The following is a 23,236-nucleotide window of genomic DNA, read 5'->3' on the forward strand; positions in this document are numbered from 1 at the left end:
AAGGAACGGTCGCTTCCTTTGTACTCACCCTCTCGGGCTTTCCTCCGGGCGCTTCCCTTCGGTCTTGCGTTTCCGACTCTATCAGATCTTTTTCTTCGATCTGACCCCCAGTCAGCGGGGTTCGTCTTCCCGGCCGCTGGGCCGTTCCGACGTGTCCAACCTTAGCGCGTTCTCTCGGCGTTTCCAAAATCGAAGCCAGTGCGGAGTCGATCAGAGCGTCGAGTCCCAATTCGAATTGAATTCGAGCACGCCGAAATCAATCCCGTTGGGAGCGATCTTGCTAGTGGTTGGGTGCCGCTCATGCGGCGGAAGTGCTGTCGCAGAACCGTTACGGCTCCGCGGCAACCCGAAGAACTCTACGGATCAGGGATGGGGCTGTCAAGTGACCCCTGTCAAGATCTTTTGCGCGGGCGTCAGTCCAGGTCGGAGAGGCGGCCGCCGGCGTCAGGCTGGGCGTCTTCCACCCGGCGCAGGAGCCGGGTGAGGACCTCGCCGAGCGCGGTGCGCTCCTGCGGGGAGAGGTCCTGCAGCAGGTCCTCCTCGAAGACCGACGCCAGGCGCATCGCCTCCAGCCACTTCTCACGACCTCCGCTGGTGAGTTCCACGATGACGCGGACCCTGTTGGACTCGTCCCGCTCCCGGGTGACCAGTCCTTCGCCGACCATGCGGTCGATCCGGTGGGTCATGGCGGCCGGGGTCAGGCCGAGGCGCTTGGCGAGGTCGCTCGGGCCCAGGCGGTACGGGGCGCCCGAGAGGACGAGGGCCTTCAGGACCTCCCACTCGGCGTTGCTGATGCCGAGGGCCGCGGTCTGACGGCCGTAGGCGACGTTCATACGGCGGTTCAGGCGGGACAGGGCCGAGACGATCTGCTCCACCTGGGGGTCGAGGTCCTGAAACTCGCGCTGGTACGCCGCGATCTGTTCTTCGAGGGTCGGCTCGCTGGGGCCGGGGGTGTCGCCCATGGGCGCAGTATGGCACGGCCGTTCTTTGCCTTGAAGTCCTTTGATATGTACTCTTTAGCTTCGAACTTTAGTTTCGAAGTCTTCACGTCTAACTAGTGAGAGAGGTGAACGTGACCAGGGCGATGGGCGCAGCGATGCGCCGGATCCACGTGGGCAACGCACTCAGCGCGTTCGGGCTCGGCTTCACCGTCCCGTATCTGTACGTCTATGTGGCGCAGGTGCGGGGACTGGGAGCCATGACGGCGGGTCTCGTGCTCGCCGTCTTCGCTGTGGCGGCGCTGGTCGTGCTGCCGTTCGCCGGGCGGGCCATCGTCCGGCGTGGACCGTTGCCGGTGCTGCTCGCCGCCCTGGTCACCGCCGCCCTGGGGGCGCTGAGTCTGGGGGTCGCGAGCAGTGCGGCCGCCGTTCTGGTGTCGGCTTCCCTGCTGGGGGCCGGGCAGGCCGTGATGCAGCCGGCGCTGGCCACGATGATCGTGGACTGCTCGTCGGCGGAGACGCGGTCGCGGGCCTTCGCCATGCAGTTCTTCCTGCAGAACCTCGGGCTCGGGGTCGGTGGCCTCATCGGCGGGCATCTCGTCGACACGTCGAGCGCCGCCTCCTTCACGCTGCTCTTCGCGATCGAGGCGGCGATGTTCCTGCTGCTGGTCGTGGTGATGGCGACGGTGCGGGTGCCGCACGCGCCGCGGATCGAGGATGCGCCCTTGACGTCGGGGCGGGGCGGCTGGAAGCAGTTGCTGGGCAACCGGGCCATGGTGCAGCTGTGCGTGCTGGGCTTCGTGCTGTTCTTCGCCTGCTACGGGCAGTTCGAGTCGGGGCTGAGCGCGTACGGGGTCGAGGCGGCCGGGATATCGACGTCGGCGCTGGGGACCGCCCTGGCGGCGAACACGCTGGTGATCGTCGTGGCGCAGTTCGCCGTCCTGCGGTTCGTGGAGCGGCGTCGGCGCTCGCGAGTGATCGCTGCTGTCGGGTTGATCTGGGCCGTGGCGTGGGCTGTCGCCGGGTACGCGGGGCTCGGGCACGGCAGCCAGGAGATGGCGACGGCCGCGTTCGTCTCGACGTACGCCTTGTTCGGGCTGGGTGAGGCGATGCTGTCGCCGACGGTCGCCCCGCTGGTCGCCGATCTGGCGCCGGAGGGGATGGCCGGGCAGTACAACTCCGCGTTCGCCCTGGTCAAGCAGCTCGCGCTGGCCGTCGGGCCGGCGGTGGGCGGGCCGCTGGGGGCCTCGCTGCACGCGCCGTACATCGTGGCGTTCCTGCTGTTCTCGCTGGGGATCACCGTTCTCGCCGTGCGTCTGGGGCGGCAGCTGACCGACGTGCAGGATCAGCCGTGGCTCCGAAAGAGCCGGGTCGTGGCGCGGGGTGGGGCGTCCGTGTCGGCGGACGTGTGAGGCACCCGCGCCGTCGGCGTGTGCCCGGGCCGGGCTGTCCGGGTCAGGCCGATCGCGCCTCGGTCACGCGCAGCCGGTGGGCCGAGTGGACCGCGGCGAGCAGCGCGGCGAGGTAGCCGCGGCGAGGACGGCCAGCTGCCACCACGGGACGCTCAGCACGAAGCCGGAGATCCGCGCCGCGAGGACGACGGTCGGAACACGGCGATCATCATGCCGAGCAGGGTGCTCACGGCGGTGAGGGCCGCGTGCTGGCAGAGCAGCACCTGGCGTGCCCAGCGCGGTGGGATGCCCACGGCGATCAGCCGGGCGAGGTAGCGACGCAGGATGCGGGTCTGGCTGCGGGTGGCGGCGAGCACCGCGGCGAGGGCCAGGGCCACCAGGCCCACCGCGGTGGCCAGGAGCGCTGCCGGGGCACCGGGTCGTCGGGCTCGACGTGGATCAGCACCGCACCGGCGTCCATGCCGGCCCTGCCGGAGGGACGACGGCACGCGGGGCCGGGGCAGCGCACCGGACGGCCCGCCGACGTCGTACTGGCCGAGCATCTCACCGGCCACGGCACACGCCGGCTGCCCGGCCAGGGCGCGGCGGGTGTCCTGCGCGCAGTACGGCCGCTCAGCACCTGCCCTGGGCGGTCACCGCCGTCGCCCTGACACGGTCAAGGATCACCTGCGCCGCACGGCGGTTGGTGACGCGGTTGGCCGGGGGGCGGCCTCCGATGCCGGTGCGGGCGTCGCCGTTCGTCACATCCCCCCGCGCGGCAGGGCGAACTCGCACCACACCGCCTTGCCGCCGCCCGGGGTCCGGCGGCAGCCCCAGTTCGACGCGATCGTGGCGACGATGGCGATGCCGCGGCCCGATTCGTCGCCCGGTTCCGCGCGGCGGCGCCTGGGCAGGTGGTCGTCGCCGTCGGTGACCTCGATGATCAGGCGACGATCGGTGCGGCGCAGACGCAGGCGCATCGGCGGGGTGCCGTGCTGGAGGGAGTTGGCGACCAGTTCGCTGGTCGCCAGGACGCCCAGGTCGTGCAGGTCGGCGGGGAAGCGCCAGCTGGTCAGGACGCCGGAGGCGAAGGCACGCGCGCGGGGGGCCGCTTCCACGCCGCCCAGGAGATCCAGGGCGGCGTTGCGGAACAGCTCGCTCTCCGGGCCGGTGCGGGCGGGGTGCTGGAGGACCAGGACGGCCACGTCGTCGTCGTGGTCGGGGGTCACGCCGGCGGAGCGGACCAGGCGGTCGCAGACGACCTGGGGTGTGCCGGTGGCGCCGGCCAGGGCGCTTTCCAGAGCGGCGATGCCCTCGTCCAGGTCGGCGTCCCGGCGCTCCACCAGACCGTCCGTGTAGAGGACGGCCGTGGAGCCGGGGCCGAGGGGGATCGAGCCCGAGGAGTGCATCCAGCCGCCGGTGCCGAGCGGCGGTCCGGTGGGTTCGTCGGCGCGCAGGACCGCGCCGTTCTCGTCGCGGACGAGGATGGGCAGGTGGCCCGCCGAGGCGTAGACCAGCTTGCCCTCGTTCGGGTCGTGGACCGCGTACGCGCAGGTGGCGATCTGGTTGGCGTCGATCTCGGCTGCCAGGCCGTCGAGGAGCTGGAGGACCTCGTGCGGGGGCAGGTCGAGGCGGGCGTAGGCGCGGACCGCCGTGCGGAGCTGACCCATGACCGCTGCCGCGCGGACGCCGCGGCCCATGACGTCGCCGATGACGAGGGCCGTGCGGCCGCCACCCAGCGTGATGACGTCGTACCAGTCCCCGCCGACGGCGGCCTCGGTGCCGCCGGGGTGGTACGTGGCGGCGACGCGCAGGTCGTCGGGTTCTTCGAGCTCCTGGGGGAGCAGTGATCTCTGGAGTGTCACCGCCGTTTCGCGCTGGCGGCGTTCGCTGGCGCGCAGGCGTTCGGCGGCTTCCGCGTGGTCGGTGACGTCGGTGGCGAAGACGAGGACACCCCGGCCGTCGCTGCCGCCCTTGCCGTCGCCCTGGGCGACCGGGGTGCAGGTGAAGGTGTAGGAGCGGCCGTCGGGGGCCTTGCGGGACTTGACCGTACGCGGCTTGCCGCTGCGCTGGACCTGGTCCAGGAGGGGGAACAGGCCGAGCGCGTCCAGTTCGGGGAGGGCCTCGCGGGCGCGTTCGCCCAGGGGGCGTACGCCGAAGGCGGTGGTGTAGGCGTCGTTGACGTAGGCGATGCGGTGGTCGGGGCCGTGGACCAGGGCGACGAGGGACGGGACGCGGTCGAGGACCTCGCGCACCCGCAGTTCGTCGACGGCGGGTACGGACGGGGGCTCATCGGTCAGTTGTTCGGCACGGGCGGCGGGTACGGAACCTTCCCCCCGCCGGTCCGGGGAGGCCGTCTGCTCGGTCCGCGCTGCGGCGCGGCGCTGCGTTCCGGGGAGCCGGGCGCTCCAGCGCGTGAAGTTCACGAATCCTTGCCTCGTGTAGTCGTCGGCGGCCGGCACCGGAACCGGCCGGGGCCCCGGGGGCCCGCACCGGGGCACGTGGTGGCACGCCCGCGGTGGTGGACCAGTCTGGCAGTGAGCGGACCGGACCGGCATCCGTCAGACGCCGGGCCGGCCGGAGGAGTTCCTGGGTCCGGTCAGGACGACCCCTTCGGGTTCACCGGGGGGTCTTGAGAAGGCTTTCCACCGGCCGCGAGTTCGAACTCGGCCCGGGGGTGTTCGAGTGAACCCAGGGAGACGATCTCGCGTTTGAAGAGCCCGGCCAGGGTCCATTCGGCGAGCACGCGCGCCTTGCGGTTGAAGGTGGGCACGCGGCTGAGGTGGTAGGCGCGGTGCATGAACCAGGCCGGGTAGCCCTTGAGCTTGCGTCCGTAGACGTGGGCGACGCCCTTGTGCAGGCCGAGGGAGGCGACCGAGCCGGCGTAGGCGTGTTCGTACGTCTGCGGGGGCTCGCCGCGCAGGGTGTGCACGATGTTGTCGGCGAGGACCTTGGCCTGGCGCAGGGCGTGCTGGGCGTTGGGGGCGCATTCACGGCCGGGTTCACCGGCCGTGACGTCGGGGACGGCGGCGGCGTCTCCGGCAGCCCACGCGTGCGTGGTGCCCTCGATGGCCAGTTCCGCCGTGCACCTGAGCCGTCCGCGGTCGTTGCGGGACAGGTCCGTGGCGGCCAGGACCGGGTGGGGTTTGACGCCGGCCGTCCAGACGACCGTACGGGTGGGGAAGCGGGCTCCGTCGCTGAGGACGGCGACCCGGTCCGCGCAGGACTCCAGGCGGGTCTGCAGGCGTACGTCGATGTTGCGGCGGCGCAGTTCGGTGACGGTGTAGCGGCCCATCTCCTCGCCGACCTCGGGCAGGATGCGGTCCGAGGCCTCGACGAGGATCCACTTCATGTCCTCGGGCTGGACGTTGTGGTAGTAGCGCGCGGCGTAGCGGGCCATGTCCTCCAGTTCGCCGAGCGCCTCCACTCCTGCGAAGCCGCCGCCGACGAAGACGAAGGTGAGGGCCGCGTCGCGGATCGCGGGATCGCGGGTGGAGGAGGCGATGTCCATCTGCTCGATGACGTGGTTGCGCAGGCCGATGGCCTCTTCGACGGTCTTGAAGCCGATGCCGTGGTCGGCGAGGCCAGGGATCGGCAGGGTGCGCGAGACGGAGCCGGGGGCGAGGACGAGTTCGTCGTACGTCAGCTGTTGCCCGCCCGTGCCCTCCTCCTCGGTGGCGAGGGTGGTGACGGTGGCGGTGCGCTTGGCGTGGTCGATGGCGGTGGCCTCGCCGATGAGGACGCGGCACCGGTCGAGGACGCGGCGCAGGGGTACGACGACGTGGCGGGGGGAGATGGCGCCCGCGGCGGCCTCGGGGAGGAACGGCTGGTACGTCATGTACGGGTCGGGGGTGACGACCGTGATCTCCACCTCGCCCCGATCCAGTTCCCGTTTCAGTCTGCGCTGGAGGCGCAGGGCCGTGTACATCCCGACGTAGCCACCACCGACAACGAGAATGCGCGCACGTTCCTTCACCATCCCATGACGCACCCGCCGCTTGCGTTTGTCCACAGCCTCGACGAATTGTGTGACCGGAGCGGGAGAGCGCGCGGAGTTGGCCGGAAAGGCAGGCTGCGGGGAATACTCGCAGGTCAGCTGGGGTGGTGCGGGGGGCGCTCGGGGGCACATTCAGGACGTTTGCGACCCGTACTCCGATCGGTGGGCGCTCCGTGCGGAACGTGCCCCTTCTGAATTGACTCCCTCTCAACTATGTTCGTGTGTCGACGGGGTGTAGGGGGATGCGCTCGCCGGGACCGCGACGGGCGGCCCGGGGACCCGGGCCTGGTCCTCCGTCCCGGCATCGTATGGCGGGGAGTGTCTCCGGGGGGAGACGTCATTACCGGGGGAATGCATATGCATGTTCAGGACTCTCATTGGTCGTCCGCGTCCGCTGTCGCAGCGGGTGGCGTGACGATGAGCGCGACGGCGGGCAACGGACGCGGGAACGGAGCGCGGACGACGCCGCTGCGTGTGGACGCACAGCGCAATCTGGAGCACGTGCTGCGGGCGGCGCGCGAGGTGTTCGGCGAGCTGGGATACGGCGCGCCGATGGAGGACGTGGCGCGACGCGCGCGGGTCGGCGTGGGCACGGTGTACCGGCGGTTCCCGAGCAAGGACGTCCTGGTGCGGCGGATAGCCGAGGAGGAGACCTCCCGGCTGACCGACCAGGCGCGTGCGGCGCTCGGGCAGGAGGACGAACCGTGGTCGGCGCTGTCGCGCTTCCTGCGGACGTCGGTGGCCTCCGGCGCCGGGCGGTTGCTGCCGCCGCAGGTGCTGCGGGTCTCGGTCGAGGAGGACCGTGCCGGTCACGCGCGCGTGCCGCAGCAGCGGACGCAGCCGGGCCCGGGGGAGCTGCGGCTGGTGCCGGAGGAGCCGGTGGCGGTCGCCTCGGTGCCGGCGCCGGCGGTCGCGGCGGAGGACGACGCCGGGGCGTCGTCGCTGCTCGAGGTCGTGGGCCAGCTCGTGGAGCGGGCGCGTGCGGCGGGTGAGCTGCGGGCGGACGTGTCGGTGTCGGACGTACTGCTGGTGATCGCGACGGCGGCGCCTTCGCTGCCGGACGCGGCACAGCAGGCGGCCGCGTCGGCCCGACTGCTGGACATCCTGCTGGAGGGACTGCGGTCGCGTCCGGCGTGATCGGGGCGGGTTGGCGGAACGGGCGGTCGGGATCGGCAGCCGGGATCGGCAGTCGGACTCGGTAGCTGGGATCGGCAGCCGGGATCGGCAGCCGGACTCGGCAGTCGGAGCGGGCGGAGCGATCGGGCGGTGTGGTCGGCTTGCCGGTCGGCTGGGTTGATCGGCTTGGCTTGTGGGCTTGGCTGATCGGCTTGGCCGGTCGGCCAGCCGGTCCTGATCCGGTCCACCGGAACGGGCAGCCGGAGCCGGCGGGGCGGTCGGCCGGAGTGGTCGACCAGAACGGACTGCCGGAAACCGGCGGGGCGGTCGGTCGGTGTCGTCGGTTTGCCGGTCGGCTGGTCTGGCGGATCGGACCCGTTCATCGAAGTCGTCGGCTCTGGCGGTCGGGACCAGCCGCCGGAGCGGTCACGTCGCTTCCGAGCCCGGTTCGGGCGACAGGGGCTCGTTCCCCGAATGCGTGACGGCTAGTACTGGCGTGCGGCAAATCCCCACGGATGAGTGATCGTCCGAGTTCCGGGGTTCTGACGAAAAGCCAATATGGCACTCTGACCCGGTGGTCTGGACGTGTTGGCCGGCTGGCGGGGGCTTTCCGCGATGAGCGTTGACGGGCGGGACGAGTCGAGCGGTAACGGGGACGCCACAGCCGGCGGCCCGGTCCCGCCGCAGGTGCCGAGCCAGGGCGGACGCGCGGCCGTACCGCCGGGCGGGCGTCCCGCCGACGGCTCGGTCCCGCCGCAGCGCGCCCGGCGTGAGGACAGCGTCCTGCCGCCGCCGCGCGAGCTGCCGCCCTCCGACGCCGATCTCATCGGCCGGATGCGCTCGGGCGACGACACGGCGTACGAGGAGCTGTTCCGGCGCCACGCGCAGGCCGTGCGCCGGTACGCCCGGACCTGCTGCCGTGACGCCCACACCGCAGACGACCTGACCGCCGAGGTCTTCGCCCGCATGCTCCAGGCGGTACGCGCCGGCTCCGGACCCGAGCACGCCGTACGCGCCTACCTGCTCACCTCCGTCCGGCGCGTCGCCGCCTCCTGGACGCGGTCGGCGCGCCGGGAGCAGCTCGTCGACGACTTCGCGGTGTTCGCCGCCCAGTCCGCACGCGGCTCCTACGTGTCCGACGACGACACGCTCGACCTGGGCGCGGACGTACGGGCGATGCACGACGCCGAGCGGTCAATGGCCATGCGGGCCTTCCGTTCGCTGCCGGAGCGGTGGCAGGCCGTGCTGTGGCACACCGAGGTCGAGGACGAGTCGCCCAGCGAGGTCGCCACGCTCTTCGGGCTGGACGCCAACGGCACGCGCGTGCTCGCCAGCCGGGCCCGCGAGGGCCTCAAACAGGCCTACCTCCAGGCCCACGTCAGCGCCACGCTCACCGCCGACGAGGAATGCGCGCGCTACGCCGACCAGCTCGGCACGTACGCCCGCGGCCGACTGCGCACGCGCGCCGAGCGGGGACTGCGCAAGCACCTGGAGGAGTGCGTCAAGTGCCGGCTGGCCGCGACGCAGATCGAGGAGGTCGCCGGCGGTATCCCCGCAGTGGTGCCGCTCGCGGTCATCGGCTGGTTCGGCGCCGCCGGGTACGCCAAGGCGGCCGGGCTCATCGCCGGTGGCGCGGGAGCGGGGGCGGCCGGAGCCGCGGGCGCAGCGGCGGGCGGGGGCTCGTCGGGCGGGTCGGCGGGCGGGGCGGCGGGCGCCGGTTCGGCCGGTGGGGCTGCGGGGAGCGGCTCGTCCGGTGGAGCCGGAGGCGGTGCGGCCTCCGAGGGGGTGGGCGCACCGGTGAAGGCCGGTATCGCGGCCGGTGTGGTCGCCGTGGCCGTCGGGGCCGCGGTGGTGCTGGCGCTGACCGGCAACGAGAAGCCGAAGGACGAGGCGAGGCCGGCTCCCACCCCGACTTCGCCGGCGTCCCGGCCCGCCGAGCCCACGCCCTCTCCTTCGCAGCGAGAGCCCGGACCGCGGTCACCGGCGATCGTGCCCGCGCGGGCCGGGACGCCGGCGTCGGCACCGACACCCAGGACCAGCCCGTCGTCGTCCACCCCCTCCCCGGCCCCGACCGCGAAGCCCACCTCACCGCCCGTGCCTCCGAGGCCGACACCGCCCCCCAAGCCCACGCCCACGCCCACCCCGACACCGCCCCCGCCCCCGCCCCCGCCCCCGACCGAGAGGCCGCCCGCCCCGGCCGTCTACCAGTGGAGCGAACTGTCGTACGACATCAGCGGCGACGACACCGCCCCCGAGATGCGGATCGGCGAGAGCAGCTGGGTCTGGCAGCGGTACGGCCTGTCGGCCGGCGACCGGCGGTACACGCACGGCGTCACCGTGCACGGCCGCTCCTCCGTCACCATCGACCTCAACCGCCCCTGCTCCTCGTACGAGGCGCTCGTCGGGGCGGACGACATGGCGCTGAAGCTCGGCAACGTGTACTTCTCCGTCTACGCCGACGGGGCCCGGCTGTGGCGGTCCGGGCTGGTGGAGGGCGGCGACCCGGCGGTCCCCGTCCGGGTGAACCTCACCGGCCGCAGCACCGTACGGCTGGTGATGGAACCGCACGGCACCCTCGACAACCTGGCCCTGGCGGACTGGGCGGAGTCCAGGTTCACCTGCGGTTAGCGGTTTTCCGGCCCGGTGGCGTACGCACTCCGCGCCTTCTCCAGCTCGCGCAGGACGTCGTCCGCCGCGAGGGCCGCGCCCGCGGCGCGCTCCGACTCGCAGCGGGCAGGGCCCAGGGCGGCGCGCGCGGCTGCCCCGGCCCGTTCCACCTGGGCATGCTCCGGCATGGGGCGGGGGCGGCCGGCCCACCAGTGGTCGCCGGCACCGAGCAGCCGTGCCGCGCGCGGGAAGTCGCCGAGATCGGCCAGCAGTCCCGCCGCGCTGTCCACGACCGCGGCCCGGACCGTGTCGGAGCACCGCTTGTCCACGGCCTCGTGAAGCGCGCCGGTCAGCTTGGCCAGGGCGGCCCCCGGGCCGGACTCGCTCGCCGTGACCACGGCGTCCACCAGATCCAGCATCACCACGAACTGGGGCGGCGGCGTGCCGCGCGCGGCGTCCGCGCGCGCCAGGTCGCACAGCTCGCGCGCCCGGGCGGTGTGCCCCTCCTCGGACGCCATCTGGGCCCGCAACACCAGGACGAACGCCCTGGAATCCGCCACGCCGTACCGGTCGGCCGCGGCGGTCGCCTCGTCCAGCCCCGCGAGCGCGGCCGGGCGGTCTCCCGCGCGGTAGGCGATCTCGGCGAGCCGGGCGATGAGGAACGGCGACTCGGCGTAGGCGCCCACCTCGTAGGCGAGCCGCAGCGCCTCCTCGTACTCCCCCTTGGCCTCTTCGAAGCGGCTGCGGGCCATGGCCGCCTCACCGGCCGCGCCGCACACCTGGGCCCGCAGCCAGCGGTCACCGGCGCGGCGGCTGAGGATCCGCAGCTCCGCGAGGTCCTCGTCCACGCCGTCCAGGCCGCCGGGTCCGTCGACGACCATGTGCGTACGGAACATCAGGGCGACGGCGGTCTCCCAGTCCCCGCCGTGCGCACGGCAGTTGGCGACGGCGGAGTCCATGACGGCCCGGAGGTCGCTGCGGTCGCCCAGGTAGGAGGAGACGATCGGGCAGACGATGCCCGGGATCCGGGCCGCCCGTGGGCCCCCTTCCCGGAAGTAGGCCCACACCCGCTCCACATACGGCCGCCGCTCGTCGACGAACGCCTGTATGGGCCCGGCCTCGGTCATGAAGAACACATGCAGCACGCGCAGATCCATCCGCAGGGCGTGCAGCGGATGCCCCGCCTCCCCGTCCGGCGCGGCGAGCAAGTGGTCGACGGGATCGGGCAGGTCCGGCTCCCCGCCGGACGGCAGCAGCCCGGCGGCGGCGTCCTTCTCCACCCCGAGCCGCAGGGCCCGGTCGAGCCACTCCAGCCCCTCGTGCCGGTAGTTGCGCAACCACCAGAACCAGCCGATGGCCAGGACGATGGCGCCGGCCTGCTCCTCGTCCCCGGCCGTCAGGGCACGGTCGAGGGCCGCGCGGATGTTGTCGAGCTCGGTCTCCAGGCGGGAGACCCACGGCAGTTGCCCGGCGGAGCGCAGCAGCGGCTCGGCCTGCTGGACGAGTGCGCGCACCCACGCCCGGTGCCGCCGCTCGGCCGCGGCACGCAGCTGCGGAGCCTCGGCTGCGCGCTCGACGGCGTACTCGTGGATGGTCTCCAGCAGCCGGTACCGCATGCCGCCCGAGCCCTGCGAACCGTCCGGCTCACAGGGTGCCGCGACGACGAGGGACTTGTCGACGAGGGCCCCGAGCAGCTCGGCGGCCGGCCCGGTGCACACGGCCTCCGCCGCCGCCAGGTCCCAGCCGCCTGCGAACACGGACACCTCGCACAGCACCGTCCGCTCGGCCTCGTCGAGCAGCTCCCACGACCAGTCGACGACGGCCCGCAGGGTCTGCTGGCGGGGCAGGACCGTACGGCTCCCGGAGGTGAGAAGGCGGAAGCGGTCGTCGAGCCGGTCGGCGATCTGCCGGGGCGTGAGCAGCCGGAGCCGGGCAGCGGCCAGCTCGATGGCGAGCGGCAGCCCGTCCAGGCGGCGGCAGATCTCCGCCACCGCCCGCTCGTCACGGAGAACGGCGTCCGCGTCGGGACGCACGGCGGCGGCACGCTCCGCGAACAGCCGGCGGGCGTGGTCCGGCGGCAGGGGCTCGACCGGACGCACCAGTTCACCGGGCACGCCCAGGGGTTCACGGCTCGTGGCGAGGATCGTGAGCCCCGGGCAGCGGGTCAGCAGGGTCTCGGCGAGGTGGGCGGCGGCGCCGATGACATGCTCGCAGTTGTCAAGGATCAGCAGTTGGCTGCGCGGCGCGCAGTACTCCACGAGCAGGGCGACGGGGTCGTCCTGCAGGGCCGTCAGCTCACTGGTCATCAGCACGGTCTCGCGCAGACCGAGCGCACTGACCACCGCTCCCGGCACCGCCTCCGGCCGGTCGAGCGGGGCCAGCTCGGCCAGCCACGCCTGCGGGAGCCCGGCGGCGGCTTCCTCGGCGAGACGGGTCTTTCCGGAGCCGCCCGGTCCGGTGAGGGTGACGAGGCGGGCCCTGTGCACGTCTGAACGGATGGCGTCGATCTCGGGTTCCCGGCCGACGAACGAGGTCAGGCGGGGACGGATGTTCCCGGTGCGCTCGGGCGGAGCGGGCGCCGGCTTCCCGCTCATCGCGGCCGACGCGAGCAGCTCGGTGTGGAGGGCGCGGAGTTGCGGGCCGGGGTCGGTGCCGAGGCCCTCCGCGAGGGCGCGGCGGGCCGACTCGTACGCGGCGAGGGCGTCGGCCTCGCGGCCGGTGTCGCGCAGGGCGCGGATGAGGAGGGCGTGCAGTGGTTCGTCGTACGGGTGTACGGCGGTCAGTTCCCGCAGCTCCGGTACGACGTCCGGGGCGCGGCCGAGCCGTAGGCGGGCCTCGGCCCGGGCCCGGGTCGCCTCCAGGCGCGCGGCCTCCGGGCGGGTGGCGGCGGTGCGGTCGGGGAGGTCGGCGAGGGCGGGGCCGCGCCAGAGGGCGAGGGCGTCGTCGAGGTGGCGTTCGGCCAGGGCGGGGGCGTCGGCGGCGAGGGCGTCGGTGCCGTGCCGGAGGAGCCGTTCGAAGACGAAGAGGTCGATGTCGTCCGGCGTGGCCGTGAGGCGGTAGCCGCCCGGGTCCGAGGTCACGGCGTCCTTGCCGAGGGCGCGGCGGAGACGGCCGATGAGGGCCTGGAGCGCGGCGTGGGCGTCCTGGGGCGGGTGGTCCGTCCACACCTCGTCGATCAGCGTCTGGGGGGTGGTGACGCGGGAGGGGCGTAGGGCGAGGGCGGTGAGCAGGGCGCGGAGGCGGGGGCCGCCGACGGGTACGGGTGTGCCGTGCTCGTCCTCTGCCGTGGTGATGCCCAGGATTCTGTACCGCACCGGGTCATTGTCGCCCGGGTGGGTGCGAGGGCTGTGGGGTTTTCGGGGCCGGGTGTTTCCGAGGCCGGCGGGGATGGCGGGCGTTGCACGACTCGGCGCTGCCAGGTGCCCGGCGCTCCGGCCGGGGCGGGGTGGATCCGCAGCCCGGCGGAGCGGGGTGCCGCTGCGCCCACCCGTGCCGCCTGGGGGCACCTCCCAGGCCCTTTAAGGCACTGGGGGAGGCACGACTGCCCGCAGCTCAGCGGGACAGCGGCCCGCAGCACGGCAGCCTGCGGCAGCCAAGCCGGCACGCACCCGCAGCCGCCGACGCACGGAAGGGGACGTGTCGGGGGGTGTCCGCCCGCAGCGGTTGGCGCGTCAACGGACAGTTAGTCGGTACGCAAGCCCATCGCGCCGTTCCGAGGACGGACACCCCCGGCACGGCCCCGACCCACCGCACCCCGGTAGGCGTTACACGCGCCGCACCCCGGCGGCCCCCGCCCCCAACGCCCCCCGCTGCGGCGCGATCCCCGACGGTACAGCTCGCTGGCGGGCCGGTGTGCCCGTCCAGCACGTGCCGCGGCGGGACAGCAGGCGGCGGAGCCACAGTTCCAGGGAGACGAGGTCGGCGAGGCCGTCCAGAGGGAGGGGTTCGCCCGCCGCCGCGCAACGGAGGGCCTTGCGGACCACCCGGGCTTCGACCAGCCCCGCCTCCGCCAGCAGCGGCGTGTCGAACAGGGCGATCAGGGAGTCCGCCGCCACCCTCAGCCCCGTACGCGCCGCGGCCGCCGCCGTCGCCTGGGTCGGGACGCCCCACCCGGGCGGCAGGTCCCGTACGCCGGCCCCTTCCAGCACCGTGCGCAGTATGGCCGCCCTCGCCCCCGGCCGTACCCGCAGCGCCTCGGGCAGCGCCCGCGCCGCGCGCACGACCTGGTTGTCGAGGAACGGCGCGTGCAGCCGCTGGAAGCGGATCTCCGCGGCCTGCTCCAGCACCCGCAGGTCCGCCGCATACCGCGCCAGCGCCGCACGCGCGCGGAAGTCACCCGGCCGCTGCCCCGGCCCCACCAGCTCCGACCGGTGCGTCGCCGCCTGAAGACGAACCGATACTTCAGCGAGCGCCTCACCGGTCAGCCAGCGCGCCGCCGGCCCGGGTCTCCCCCAGGTCAGCGCGGCGAGCGAGGCCTCCACCGCGCCCCCGGGCGCGTCCGGGCCGTCGTCCGTACGGTGCTCGAGCAGGCGCTCGGCCAGGGATTCGAGCCCCGTCCGGTACGGCGTACGGGACAGCCGTCGCGCCGCCGCGTACACGCGCGCGGGGACCAGCACCGAGCCGTCCGTCCTGGCCAGCGCGGCGACGGGCCGCACCAGGTGGCGCCGCTTGCGGTCCATCAGCAGGTCGGCCAGCCGCGCGGGATGGGCGTCCAGGACCTGCCGCGCACCGTAGCCCGTGAAGTGGTCCGCGCTGCCAGCCGCCAGCCGTGCCCGGTGCCGTGCCGCCGTCACGAGGGACGCGCCCGGCTCGTCGGTCAGCGGGCCCTCCAGGTCGGCGTACGGCAGGGTGTCCTCGCCACCGGCGACGACGACATGGTGCAGCCGCGGGTTCGCGGCCAGCGCGCCCGCCCGCTCCAGTTCGGCCTCCCGCCCCCCGACGGCCAGGTCGTTGAACGTGACCGCCAGCAGCCGCTCCCCCGCGCCCGTGCCGTGCCCCAGCACCGTGCCCGGCCTCCCGGGCAGCCCCGCGGCCAGCAGCGCCAGCGTCCCCGAGGCGGGCCCGCCGGACAGGTCCGCCCCGATCCCCGGCACCGGCATCCCGCGCGCGGCACGCCGCTCGGCGGGCCCCATGCCAGGCACGGGCCCGGGGTCGATGTCCGCCCCGGGGACGTGCCGCGGCGCGGACAGCCGGGTCCGTACGGCCTCCACGAGCGCGTCGCGCACGGCGTCGACCGCGCTGTCGGGGTCGGCCGAGGGCGCCGCCACCGCCAGCGAGGCGACCGGCTCGTACCCGGCGATCTCACGCGCCCCCGCGCGAAGGATCAGCGCATGCCCCGGCGGAATGCGCTTCACGCCGTCGTACGGCGTGGAGTCATGAAGTGCCGCGGGCACGTCAGGGGCGGCCAGCAGCGCGGCGAGGTGCCCGAAGTCGAGGTTGGCCTCGATGAGGTCGGCCAGCGGCAGCGCGGCCGTCGCATACGCCGTGCCGCCGGCCCAGGGGGTGTAGAACACCGGCCGCGCGCCCGCGAGATCGCCGCAGACGGTCACCCTCCGGCCGACCTGCACGATGGCCGTATAACTCCCCGGCCAGGCGGTCAGATGCCGAAGTGCCCCGCCGCGCGCGGCGAACAGCGCGACGCGCAGCTGCTCGTCGGTGGCGCCGCAGATGCCGAGGACGGCGATGCGCGTCCGGTCGTCGGCCTTCACGACCCGCACTTCGTCGGGGCGCCAGTCACCGACCGCCCACAGCGGATCGGGGTCGCCCCACAGGAGCTGGGAGCCCACCGGGTGCAGGGTCTCGCCGTCGGGTCCCGTGGCCCCCGCCGAGCCGGCAGCGACGGCTCCCGCGGCGGTGCTGCTCCATCCCACCAACCACCGCATCGCCGCCTCCACAGGCTGTGGACAACCAGTGCACCGTACGAACCGGTTCACCATGCTGCCATGAAGGAGGCGTTCCAGAGTGCGCCCGCGCCGCTTGCGCTCCGCCGAACGCGCCCCGGCGGAGCCACCCACGCCGCCCGGAACACTCCCGAACGCCCCCAACTCCCCCATGCCACAAGAAGAGACGGGCGGGGAAGACCGCAGGGACGGCGGCAGTGGAAACGGATAGGGAAGACGGCGGCGGAAGCGGCAAGAACAGAAGGGACGGCCAGGAGGCAAGACATGTCAGCGACACGTCACCAGTACGACTGCGGCGCGAATGCGCCCCCGATGCACGCCCCGAATACGCCCGATGCGCCCTCAACTGCCGTGGTAGGAGGCCTGATACCCCACCATCGACGGGGTCGATTTTCGGCCAAATCCCCATCCCGCGCGCAGCGTCGAACACTCTCCGTACAGACCCTGCGGACCACCGCGCGGTCGCGCAGTCCGGGAGACGGAGCACGTCTCCCGGACCGTTCCGCCGCCCGCGGGGATGAAGGCGGCGGTGTCCCCCAGCCCACTGGATCCAGTACAGCGGGCCGACCCACGCAACGACCATGGAACCGCTCCCGCGATGGCCGGAGAAGAGCGCACGGACAGGCGCACGGCCACACACTGGGAGCACACCGCAACAGGCTGTATCTGAACCGCACTTCAGTACGGACCACAATCCCGCCAACCGGAACAATGCCCCTTAACGCTTGGGATGCGGCGAACTACGCTGGGTTTACGAATGCCGCGTGGTTATGCCAACGTCGGCAGCCGTCTGTGTCGAGGGGTGGCGCATGTCCAGGGAGCAACGCGGGCCGAACGAAAAACTCGGCGCCGTTCTCGCCCTCGCGGGAATCAGCAACGCAGGCCTCGCGCGGCGCGTCAACGATCTTGGCGCTCAGCGAGGACTGACGCTTCGCTATGACAAAACGTCGGTGGCACGGTGGGTGTCGAAGGGCATGGTGCCGCAGGGTGCGGCGCCGCACCTCATCGCCGCCGCCATCGGCCAGAAGCTCGGCCGCCCGGTGCCGCTCCACGAGATCGGCCTGGCGGACGCGGACCCCGCGCCCGAAGTCGGCCTCGCCTTCCCGCGGGACGTCGGACAGGCGGTGAAGTCCGCGACGGAGCTGTACCGTCTCGACCTCGCGGGCCGCCGCGCCGGGGGCGGCATCTGGCAGTCGCTGGCCGGATCGTTCGCGGTGAGCGCGTACGCGACGCCCGCCTCACGATGGCTGATAACCCCGGCCGACAGTTCGGTAGCGCGCGACGTGGGCCCCGGCGAGGACTCCGGCGCACCGCTCAAAGTCGGCCACAGTGATGTGCAGAAGCTGCGGGAGGCCGCCGAGGACGCGCGGCGCTGGGACTCCAAGTACGGCGGCGGCGACTGGCGTTCCTCGATGGTCCCCGAGTGCTTAAGGGTGGAGGCGGCTCCCCTCCTGCTCGGCTCCTACTCCGACGAGGTCGGCCGGGCCCTCTTCGGCGCCTCCGCCGAACTCACCCGGCTCGCGGGCTGGATGGCCTTCGACACGGGCCAGCAGGAAGCGGCCCAGCGCTACTACATCCAGGCCCTGCGCCTGGCCCGCGCGGCGGCGGACGTCCCCCTCGGGGGTTACGTCCTGGCCTCCATGTCCCTCCAGGCCACCTACCGCGGCTTCGGCGACGAGGGCGTGGACCTCGCCCAGGCGGCCCTCGAACGCAACCGCGGCCTGGCCACGGCCCGCACCATGAGCTTCTTCCGCCTCGTCGAGGCCCGGGCACACGCGCGTGCGGGCGACGCCCAGGCGGCCGGCGGCGCCCTGAAGGCGGCCGAGAGCTGGCTGGAGCGCGCCCGCCCCGGCGACAACGACCCGAGCTGGCTCGGCTTCTACTCCTACGACCGTTTCTGCGCCGACGCGGCCGAGTGCTACCGCGACCTCAAGGCGCCCCGCCAGGTCCGCCGCTTCACGGAACAGGCGCTGTCGAAGCCCACCGAGGAGTTCGTCCGCTCGCACGGCCTGCGCCTGGTCGTCTCGGCGGTCGCCGAACTGGAGTCGGGAAACCTGGACGCGGCGTGCGAGCAGGGCGTGCGGGCGGTGGAGGTCGCCGGACGCATCTCCTCGGCCCGCACCACCGAGTACGTCAAGGACCTCCTGCACCGGCTGGAGCCGTACGGTGACGAGCCACGGGTGGTCGAGCTGCGTGAACGCGCACGGCCGCTGCTGATGGCTCCGGCGTAACCGGGCAGGCATGCCGCCCTCCCCGCGTTTGAAGGCATTGTCAGTGGCGCAGTGCACTATCGAAGCGGGAGGTGGTGCGGGTGACGCGGGTGCCGGAGATCGCGTACGACTGTGACGTGCTGGTGATCGGCGGGGGGATCGTCGGCCTGTCGACGGCGTACGCGATCACACGCGCCGCACCGGGCACACGGGTCACGGTCCTGGAGAAGGAGCCGGGCCCGGCCCGGCATCAGACGGGCCGCAACAGCGGCGTCATCCACAGCGGCGTCTACTACCGCCCCGGCTCCCTCAAGGCGCGCTACGCGGTGGGGGGCGCGGCGGAGATGGTCAAGTTCTGCGCCGAGTACGGCATCCCGCACGCGGTCACCGGCAAGCTGATCGTCGCGACCGACCGCGCGGAGCTGCCCCGCCTGCACGCGCTCGTGCAGCGCGGCCGGGAGAACGGCATTCCGGTCCGTGAACTGGGCGGATCCCAGATCGCGGAGTACGAGCCGGAGGTGCGGGGCCTCGCCGCGATACACGTCGGGACGACCGGCATCTGCGACTTCGTCGCGGTCGCCCGCCAGCTGGCCCACGGCTCGGGCGCGGAGATCCGCTACGGCACGCGGGTCGTGCGCGTCGACCGCCGCCCCGAGCGGGGCGTCGCCGTGCTCACGGCCACCGGGGACGTCGTGCGCGGACGGGTGCTGGTGAACTGCGCGGGCCTCCACAGCGACGAGATCGCCCGGCTGACCGGGGACGACCCGGACGTCCGGATCGTGCCGTTCCGGGGCGAGTACTACGAGCTGGCCCGGCCGGAGCTGGTGCGGGGCCTGGTGTATCCGGTCCCCGACCCGGCGTTCCCGTTCCTCGGGGTGCATCTCACGCGCGGGATCGACGGGGGTGTCCACATCGGGCCCAACGCGGTGCCGGCGCTGGCCCGTGAGGGGTACGGCTGGGGGACGGTCCGTGCGCGGGAGCTGGCGGCGACACTGGCCTGGCCGGGCTCCTGGCGGATCGCCCGGCGGCACTGGCGGTACGGGGCGGGGGAGCTGCGGCGGTCGCTGTCCAAGGGGGCGTTCACGGAGGCGGTGCGGAGATTGCTGCCCGGGGTGTCCGAGGACGACCTGGTGCCGACGGCGGCGGGGGTGCGGGCGCAGGCGGTACTGCGTGACGGCACGCTGGTGGACGACTTCCTGTTCCGCGAGGGCCCTCGCACGGTCCATGTGCTGAACGCGCCGTCTCCCGCGGCCACGGCGTCCCTGCCGATCGGCAGGGAGGTGGCACGCAGGGCACTGAGCGCGCTCTGAGAGTTTCGAGGTGCTCGGTGTTGTTGCTGAGCCCGGGGCGTTGCGCAGCCCGGCGGTGCGGGGTGCCGCTGCGCCCGCCCGTGCCGCCTGGGGGAACCTCCCAGGCCCTTAAGGCACTGGGGGAGGCACGACTGCCCGCAGCTAGGGCGAGACGCGCCCGCACCCGCCGACGGCGAGAAGGGGACGTGTCGGGGGGTGTCCGCCCGCAGCGGTTGGCGCGTCAACGAGGAGTTGGTCGGTACGCAAGCCCATCGCGCCGTTCCGAGGACGGACACCCCCGGCACGGCCCCGACCCACCGCACCCCGGTAGGCGCTACGCGCACCCCCACCGAAGCAGCCACAGGCCGCCGCAGGCACACCGCCCCCCGGCAACCACACCGCGGCCGTAAAATCGGTCTCACTGTGTCTGACTCCGTGAATACCCCCGAAGCCCCCCAGCCGCCCGCCCCCGGTGCCTCCATCCGGCACAGTCGCGGCAAGGGTGAGCCGCGTTTTCCCGATGGGCCGAAGGCCGATCCCGCCGGGTCGCACTTCGAGCGGCGGATCCGGAGTTTCCAGCCGCGGCGCAGCCGGGTCACAGCCGGCCAGGCGGACGCGCTTCAGCGGCTGTGGCCCAAGTGGGGCCTCGACATCGACGGCAGCCGAACCCTCGACCTGCCCGACCTGTTCGGCAACGACAACCCCGTCGTCCTGGAGATCGGCTTCGGCATGGGCGAGGCCACCGCCCAGATGGCCACCGCCGACCCCACCACCAACATCCTTGCCGTCGACGTCCACACCCCCGGCCAGGGCAACCTGCTCAATCTCGCCGACCGGAACGGCCTGTCCAACATCCGGGTCGGCAACGGCGACGCGATCATCCTCCTGCGTGAGATGCTCACCCCGGACTCCCTCGACGGCCTGCGCGTCTACTTCCCCGACCCCTGGCCCAAGAAGCGGCACCACAAGCGCCGGCTCATCCAGCCCGACTTCCTGACCCTCGCCGCCACCCGCCTCAGGCCCGGCGCGATCGTGCACTGCGCCACCGACTGGGAACCGTACGCCGAACAGATGCTCGACGTACTCACGGCACACCCCGCCTTCGAGAACACGCAGGCGGACGGAGGTTTCGCGCCCCGTCCCGACTTCCGCCCCCTGACCCGTTTCGAGGGCCAGGGACTGGACAAGGGACATGTCGTGAACGACCTCCTCTTCCGCCGCGTACAGCACGTGGACCAACCCCCCGCCGGCGCCTGACCGCACTCCCACCGGACCCGCACCCGTATCCCTCCCGCCTGCGGACAGCGCCCATCCGTCGTTAGGGTCAATGCCGTGGCCACCTGCCCCCCACACACCTCGTATCCCAGCGTTCCCCCCAGCGGCCCCACCACCGGTGGGCCCTTCACCGGCGCACCCGCCGCCGCACCCCTGCGGCACGCCCACTGGTGGCAGCGCACATGGGTGCGCTACGGCGCGCTGACCACGCTGCTCGCGATATCCGGCCTCGTCATCCTCGCCCTGGTCCGCGAAGAGACCGGCACGGAAGGGTTCCTGGTCGGGCTGGGGCTGGCCACGCTCCCGGTGCCCCTGCTCATAGCCTCGTTCCGCTGGCTGGACCGGGTCGAACCGGGCCCCTGGCGGAACCTGCTGTTCTGCTTCGCCTGGGGCGCCTGCGCGGCGGCGCTGATAGCGATCGTCGCCAACAGCTTCGCGACCCGGTGGATAGCGACGGCCACGGCGGATCCCTCCAGCGCGGACACACTCGGCGCGACCGTCATAGCGCCGGTGGTCGAGGAGATCGCCAAGGCGGCGGCCGTCTTACTGGTCTTCCTCTTCCGCCGCCGCGACTTCACCGGCATCCTCGACGGAGTCGTCACAGCCGGCGTCACCGCCACCGGCTTCGCGTTCACGGAGAACATCCTCTACCTGGGCACCGCCTTCGGCACCGACCAGCTCACCGGCGGCACCGGCATCGCCTCCGTCACGGCGGCGACCTTCTTCGTGCGCATCATCATGTCGCCGTTCGCGCACCCGCTCTTCACCGTCCTCACCGGCATCGGCTTCGGCGTCTCCGCGCTCGCGGCGGACCGCCAGCACATCCGCCGCGTCGCCTTCCCGCTCTCGGGGCTGCTGCTCGCGATGGGCATGCACGCGACGTGGAACGGCTCGTCCTCGTTCGGCGAGTACGGGTTCTTCGCCGTGTACGCGGCGTTCATGGTGCCCATCTTCGGGCTGCTGACGTGGCTGGTGATCTGGACCCGGCAGCGGGAGCTGAGGACCGTACGGGCGGAGCTGCCCGCCTACGCCGTGGCCGGGTGGCTGTCCCCGGTCGAGCCGTACGCCCTCGGCTCCATGCGGGCCCGGCGGATCGCCCGCCAGTACGCCCGCCGCCACGCGGGCCGGGCGGCGGCACGGGAGGTCGCGCGCTACGAGGCGTACGCGACGTCCCTGGCGTTCCTGCGGCACCGGGGCCGGCGCGGCCGCGCCGGTGCCGACTTCGTCGTACGGGAACGGGAACTGCTGGACGAACTGTGGCGCCGCCGCGAGACGGCCCGTCCCGCGCTGGACTACGCCGCGCGCATCACGGCCCCTCCGGTACCGGTGGCGGCCCCGCCGTGGCCGGTGCACGGGGCGTACGGGTACGGCCCTACGACGACCCCGACACAGGCGCCGACGCCGACGCCGTATCCCGCGTACGAGACGCCGTACCCCGCGTACAACCCCTACCGGTCCTAGCCGACCCCCCAATCGGCCACCGGTCGGAACCGCTCAGGCCGAAGCCTCCGTGAGCCGCCCGGCCTCCGCCTCCGTCAGCGTCAGCTCCCCGACCCCGATCAGCGCGGGCAGCTGCTCCACCGTCCGCGCGGAGGCGATCGGCGCCACCACGGTCGGCTGGGCCGCCAGCCAGGCGAGGGCGACCGTGGCGACGGGGACGTCATGGGCCGCGGCGATCTCGTCGAGGGCGTCGAGGACCCGGCGGCCCCGCTCGGTCTGAAGGTGCTGGGCGGCACCGCCCGCCCGCGCGCTGTCGACGCTCGTACCGGGCCGGTACTTGCCGGTCAGGAAGCCCGACGCGAGCGCGTAGTACGGGACGGCCGCCAGGCCGGTCCGCGCGGCGAGGTCCTGGAGCTCGCCCTCGTAGGTGTCGCGGGAGACCAGGTTGTAGTGGGGCTGGAGGGCCACGTACCGGGCGAGTCCCTCGCGGTCGGAGAACTCCAGGGAGGCCCGCAGCCGCTCCGCGGAGATGTTCGAGGCGGCGATGTACCGCACCTTCCCGGTCGTCACGAGTTCGTCGAGCGCGCCGATGATCTCCTCCACCGGCACGTCGGGCTTGTCGTAGTGCGTGTAGTACAGGTCGATGTAGTCGGTGCCGAGGCGCCGCAGGGAGGCATCGGCGGCGGCCTTGATGTTGGCGGGGGACAGGCCCTGGAACTGGGGGTGCTGGCTGACCTTCGTGGCGACGACGACGTCCGCGCGGTTGCCCCGCGACGTCAGCCACTTGCCGAGGACGGTCTCGGACTCGCCGCCCTGGTTGCCGTCCGCCCACGCCGAGTAGACGTCGGCGGAGTCGACGAAGTTGCCGCCGGCGGCGGTGTACGCGTCGAGGACGGCGAACGACTGTGCCTCGTCCGCGGTCCAGCCGAAGACGTTGCCGCCGAGGGCGAGCGGGAAGACCTCGAGGTCGGAGGAGCCGAGCTTGCGAAGAGAAGTCATGCTCCGTGTCAACGGCCGTGCGGGGGAGGCCCATTCCACAGCGGACGCAAAACTCCCGTAAACGGCCCCGCACG

Annotated in this window: 14 protein-coding genes; 7 read left to right on the top strand and 7 right to left on the bottom strand. The window is 73.2% G+C overall.

What is annotated here, in order from left to right; genetic code table 11:
• Positions 1 to 413 precede the first annotated feature (413 nt).
• On the bottom strand, positions 414 to 962 hold the full coding sequence (locus ACIBL4_RS34335; protein ID WP_399415695.1) for a MarR family winged helix-turn-helix transcriptional regulator: 549 nt from the start codon (positions 960 to 962) through the stop codon (positions 414 to 416).
• A 122-nt stretch (positions 963 to 1,084) separates the two neighbouring features.
• Here ACIBL4_RS34335 and ACIBL4_RS34340 point away from each other — a divergent pair, with 122 nt between their 5' ends.
• Positions 1,085 to 2,350 (top strand): MFS transporter, encoded by a 1,266-nt coding sequence (locus ACIBL4_RS34340; RefSeq protein ID WP_399415890.1) that lies wholly within the window; start codon positions 1,085 to 1,087, stop codon positions 2,348 to 2,350.
• 152 nt (positions 2,351 to 2,502) lie between these two features.
• On the opposite strand, the gene ACIBL4_RS34345 is transcribed toward ACIBL4_RS34340, so the two are convergent.
• The 3 genes from ACIBL4_RS34345 to ACIBL4_RS34355 form a co-directional block, all read right to left on the bottom strand.
• Positions 2,503 to 2,727: a hypothetical protein gene (locus ACIBL4_RS34345; protein WP_399415696.1), complete on the bottom strand. Its 225-nt coding sequence runs from the start codon at positions 2,725 to 2,727 to the stop codon at positions 2,503 to 2,505.
• Positions 2,728 to 3,090: 363 nt separating this feature from the next.
• A complete protein-coding gene (locus ACIBL4_RS34350) occupies positions 3,091 to 4,755 on the bottom strand; it encodes a SpoIIE family protein phosphatase (protein ID WP_399415697.1) in 1,665 nt (554 codons plus the stop codon).
• A 173-nt stretch (positions 4,756 to 4,928) separates the two neighbouring features.
• Complete coding sequence (locus ACIBL4_RS34355) at positions 4,929 to 6,308, bottom strand: NAD(P)/FAD-dependent oxidoreductase (RefSeq protein ID WP_399415699.1); 1,380 nt, start codon at positions 6,306 to 6,308, stop codon at positions 4,929 to 4,931.
• A gap of 375 nt (positions 6,309 to 6,683) precedes the next feature.
• Here ACIBL4_RS34355 and ACIBL4_RS34360 point away from each other — a divergent pair, with 375 nt between their 5' ends.
• A complete protein-coding gene (locus ACIBL4_RS34360; RefSeq protein ID WP_399415700.1) occupies positions 6,684 to 7,463 on the top strand; it encodes a TetR/AcrR family transcriptional regulator in 780 nt (259 codons plus the stop codon).
• A gap of 594 nt (positions 7,464 to 8,057) precedes the next feature.
• Positions 8,058 to 10,070, top strand: a complete 2,013-nt coding sequence (locus tag ACIBL4_RS34365) for a sigma-70 family RNA polymerase sigma factor (protein ID WP_399415701.1) — start codon at positions 8,058 to 8,060, stop codon at positions 10,068 to 10,070.
• Here the strand turns inward: ACIBL4_RS34365 and ACIBL4_RS34370 are convergent.
• Together ACIBL4_RS34370 and ACIBL4_RS34375 are read right to left on the bottom strand one after the other, a co-directional pair.
• A complete protein-coding gene (locus ACIBL4_RS34370; protein ID WP_399415702.1) occupies positions 10,067 to 13,363 on the bottom strand; it encodes a BTAD domain-containing putative transcriptional regulator in 3,297 nt (1,098 codons plus the stop codon). The two genes, ACIBL4_RS34365 and ACIBL4_RS34370, sit on opposite strands and share 4 nt — an antisense overlap.
• Before the next feature lie 450 nt (positions 13,364 to 13,813).
• Positions 13,814 to 15,931 carry an asparagine synthase-related protein gene (locus tag ACIBL4_RS34375; RefSeq protein WP_399415703.1) on the bottom strand — a complete coding sequence of 706 codons (2,118 nt, stop codon included), beginning with the start codon at positions 15,929 to 15,931 and terminating at the stop codon, positions 13,814 to 13,816.
• A gap of 827 nt (positions 15,932 to 16,758) precedes the next feature.
• Here ACIBL4_RS34375 and ACIBL4_RS34380 point away from each other — a divergent pair.
• From ACIBL4_RS34380 to ACIBL4_RS34395, 4 genes are all read left to right on the top strand, one after another.
• On the top strand, positions 16,759 to 18,180 hold the full coding sequence (locus tag ACIBL4_RS34380; RefSeq protein WP_399415704.1) for an MFS transporter: 1,422 nt from the start codon (positions 16,759 to 16,761) through the stop codon (positions 18,178 to 18,180).
• A 74-nt stretch (positions 18,181 to 18,254) separates the two neighbouring features.
• Complete coding sequence (gene lhgO / locus ACIBL4_RS34385; protein ID WP_399415891.1) at positions 18,255 to 19,469, top strand: L-2-hydroxyglutarate oxidase; 1,215 nt, start codon at positions 18,255 to 18,257, stop codon at positions 19,467 to 19,469.
• Positions 19,470 to 19,871: 402 nt separating this feature from the next.
• Positions 19,872 to 20,705, top strand: coding sequence for a tRNA (guanosine(46)-N7)-methyltransferase TrmB (gene trmB / locus ACIBL4_RS34390; protein ID WP_399415705.1), 834 nt, complete (start codon positions 19,872 to 19,874; stop codon positions 20,703 to 20,705).
• Between the two features lie 75 nt (positions 20,706 to 20,780).
• Positions 20,781 to 22,184: a PrsW family intramembrane metalloprotease gene (locus tag ACIBL4_RS34395; RefSeq protein ID WP_399415706.1), complete on the top strand. Its 1,404-nt coding sequence runs from the start codon at positions 20,781 to 20,783 to the stop codon at positions 22,182 to 22,184.
• A 33-nt stretch (positions 22,185 to 22,217) separates the two neighbouring features.
• Here ACIBL4_RS34395 and ACIBL4_RS34400 read toward each other — a convergent pair whose 3' ends face one another.
• Entirely contained in the window at positions 22,218 to 23,162 is a 945-nt protein-coding gene (locus ACIBL4_RS34400) for an aldo/keto reductase (protein ID WP_399415707.1), read from the bottom strand.
• Positions 23,163 to 23,236: the final 74 nt, after the last annotated feature.

The sequence above is a fragment of the Streptomyces sp. NPDC050416 genome (genome assembly GCF_044458845.1).
GTDB lineage: Bacteria > Actinomycetota > Actinomycetes > Streptomycetales > Streptomycetaceae > Streptomyces.

Coding starts and splice junctions, on each gene's coding strand:
- ACIBL4_RS34335 (WP_399415695.1), bottom strand. CDS start 962: ATGGGCGACACCCCCGGCCCCAGCGAGCCGACCCTCGAAGAACAGATC.
- ACIBL4_RS34340 (WP_399415890.1), top strand. CDS start 1,085: ATGGGCGCAGCGATGCGCCGGATCCACGTGGGCAACGCACTCAGCGCG.
- ACIBL4_RS34355 (WP_399415699.1), bottom strand. CDS start 6,308: ATGGTGAAGGAACGTGCGCGCATTCTCGTTGTCGGTGGTGGCTACGTC.
- ACIBL4_RS34360 (WP_399415700.1), top strand. CDS start 6,684: ATGCATGTTCAGGACTCTCATTGGTCGTCCGCGTCCGCTGTCGCAGCG.
- ACIBL4_RS34365 (WP_399415701.1), top strand. CDS start 8,058: ATGAGCGTTGACGGGCGGGACGAGTCGAGCGGTAACGGGGACGCCACA.
- ACIBL4_RS34375 (WP_399415703.1), bottom strand. CDS start 15,931: ATGCGGTGGTTGGTGGGATGGAGCAGCACCGCCGCGGGAGCCGTCGCT.
- ACIBL4_RS34380 (WP_399415704.1), top strand. CDS start 16,759: ATGTCCAGGGAGCAACGCGGGCCGAACGAAAAACTCGGCGCCGTTCTC.
- ACIBL4_RS34400 (WP_399415707.1), bottom strand. CDS start 23,162: ATGACTTCTCTTCGCAAGCTCGGCTCCTCCGACCTCGAGGTCTTCCCG.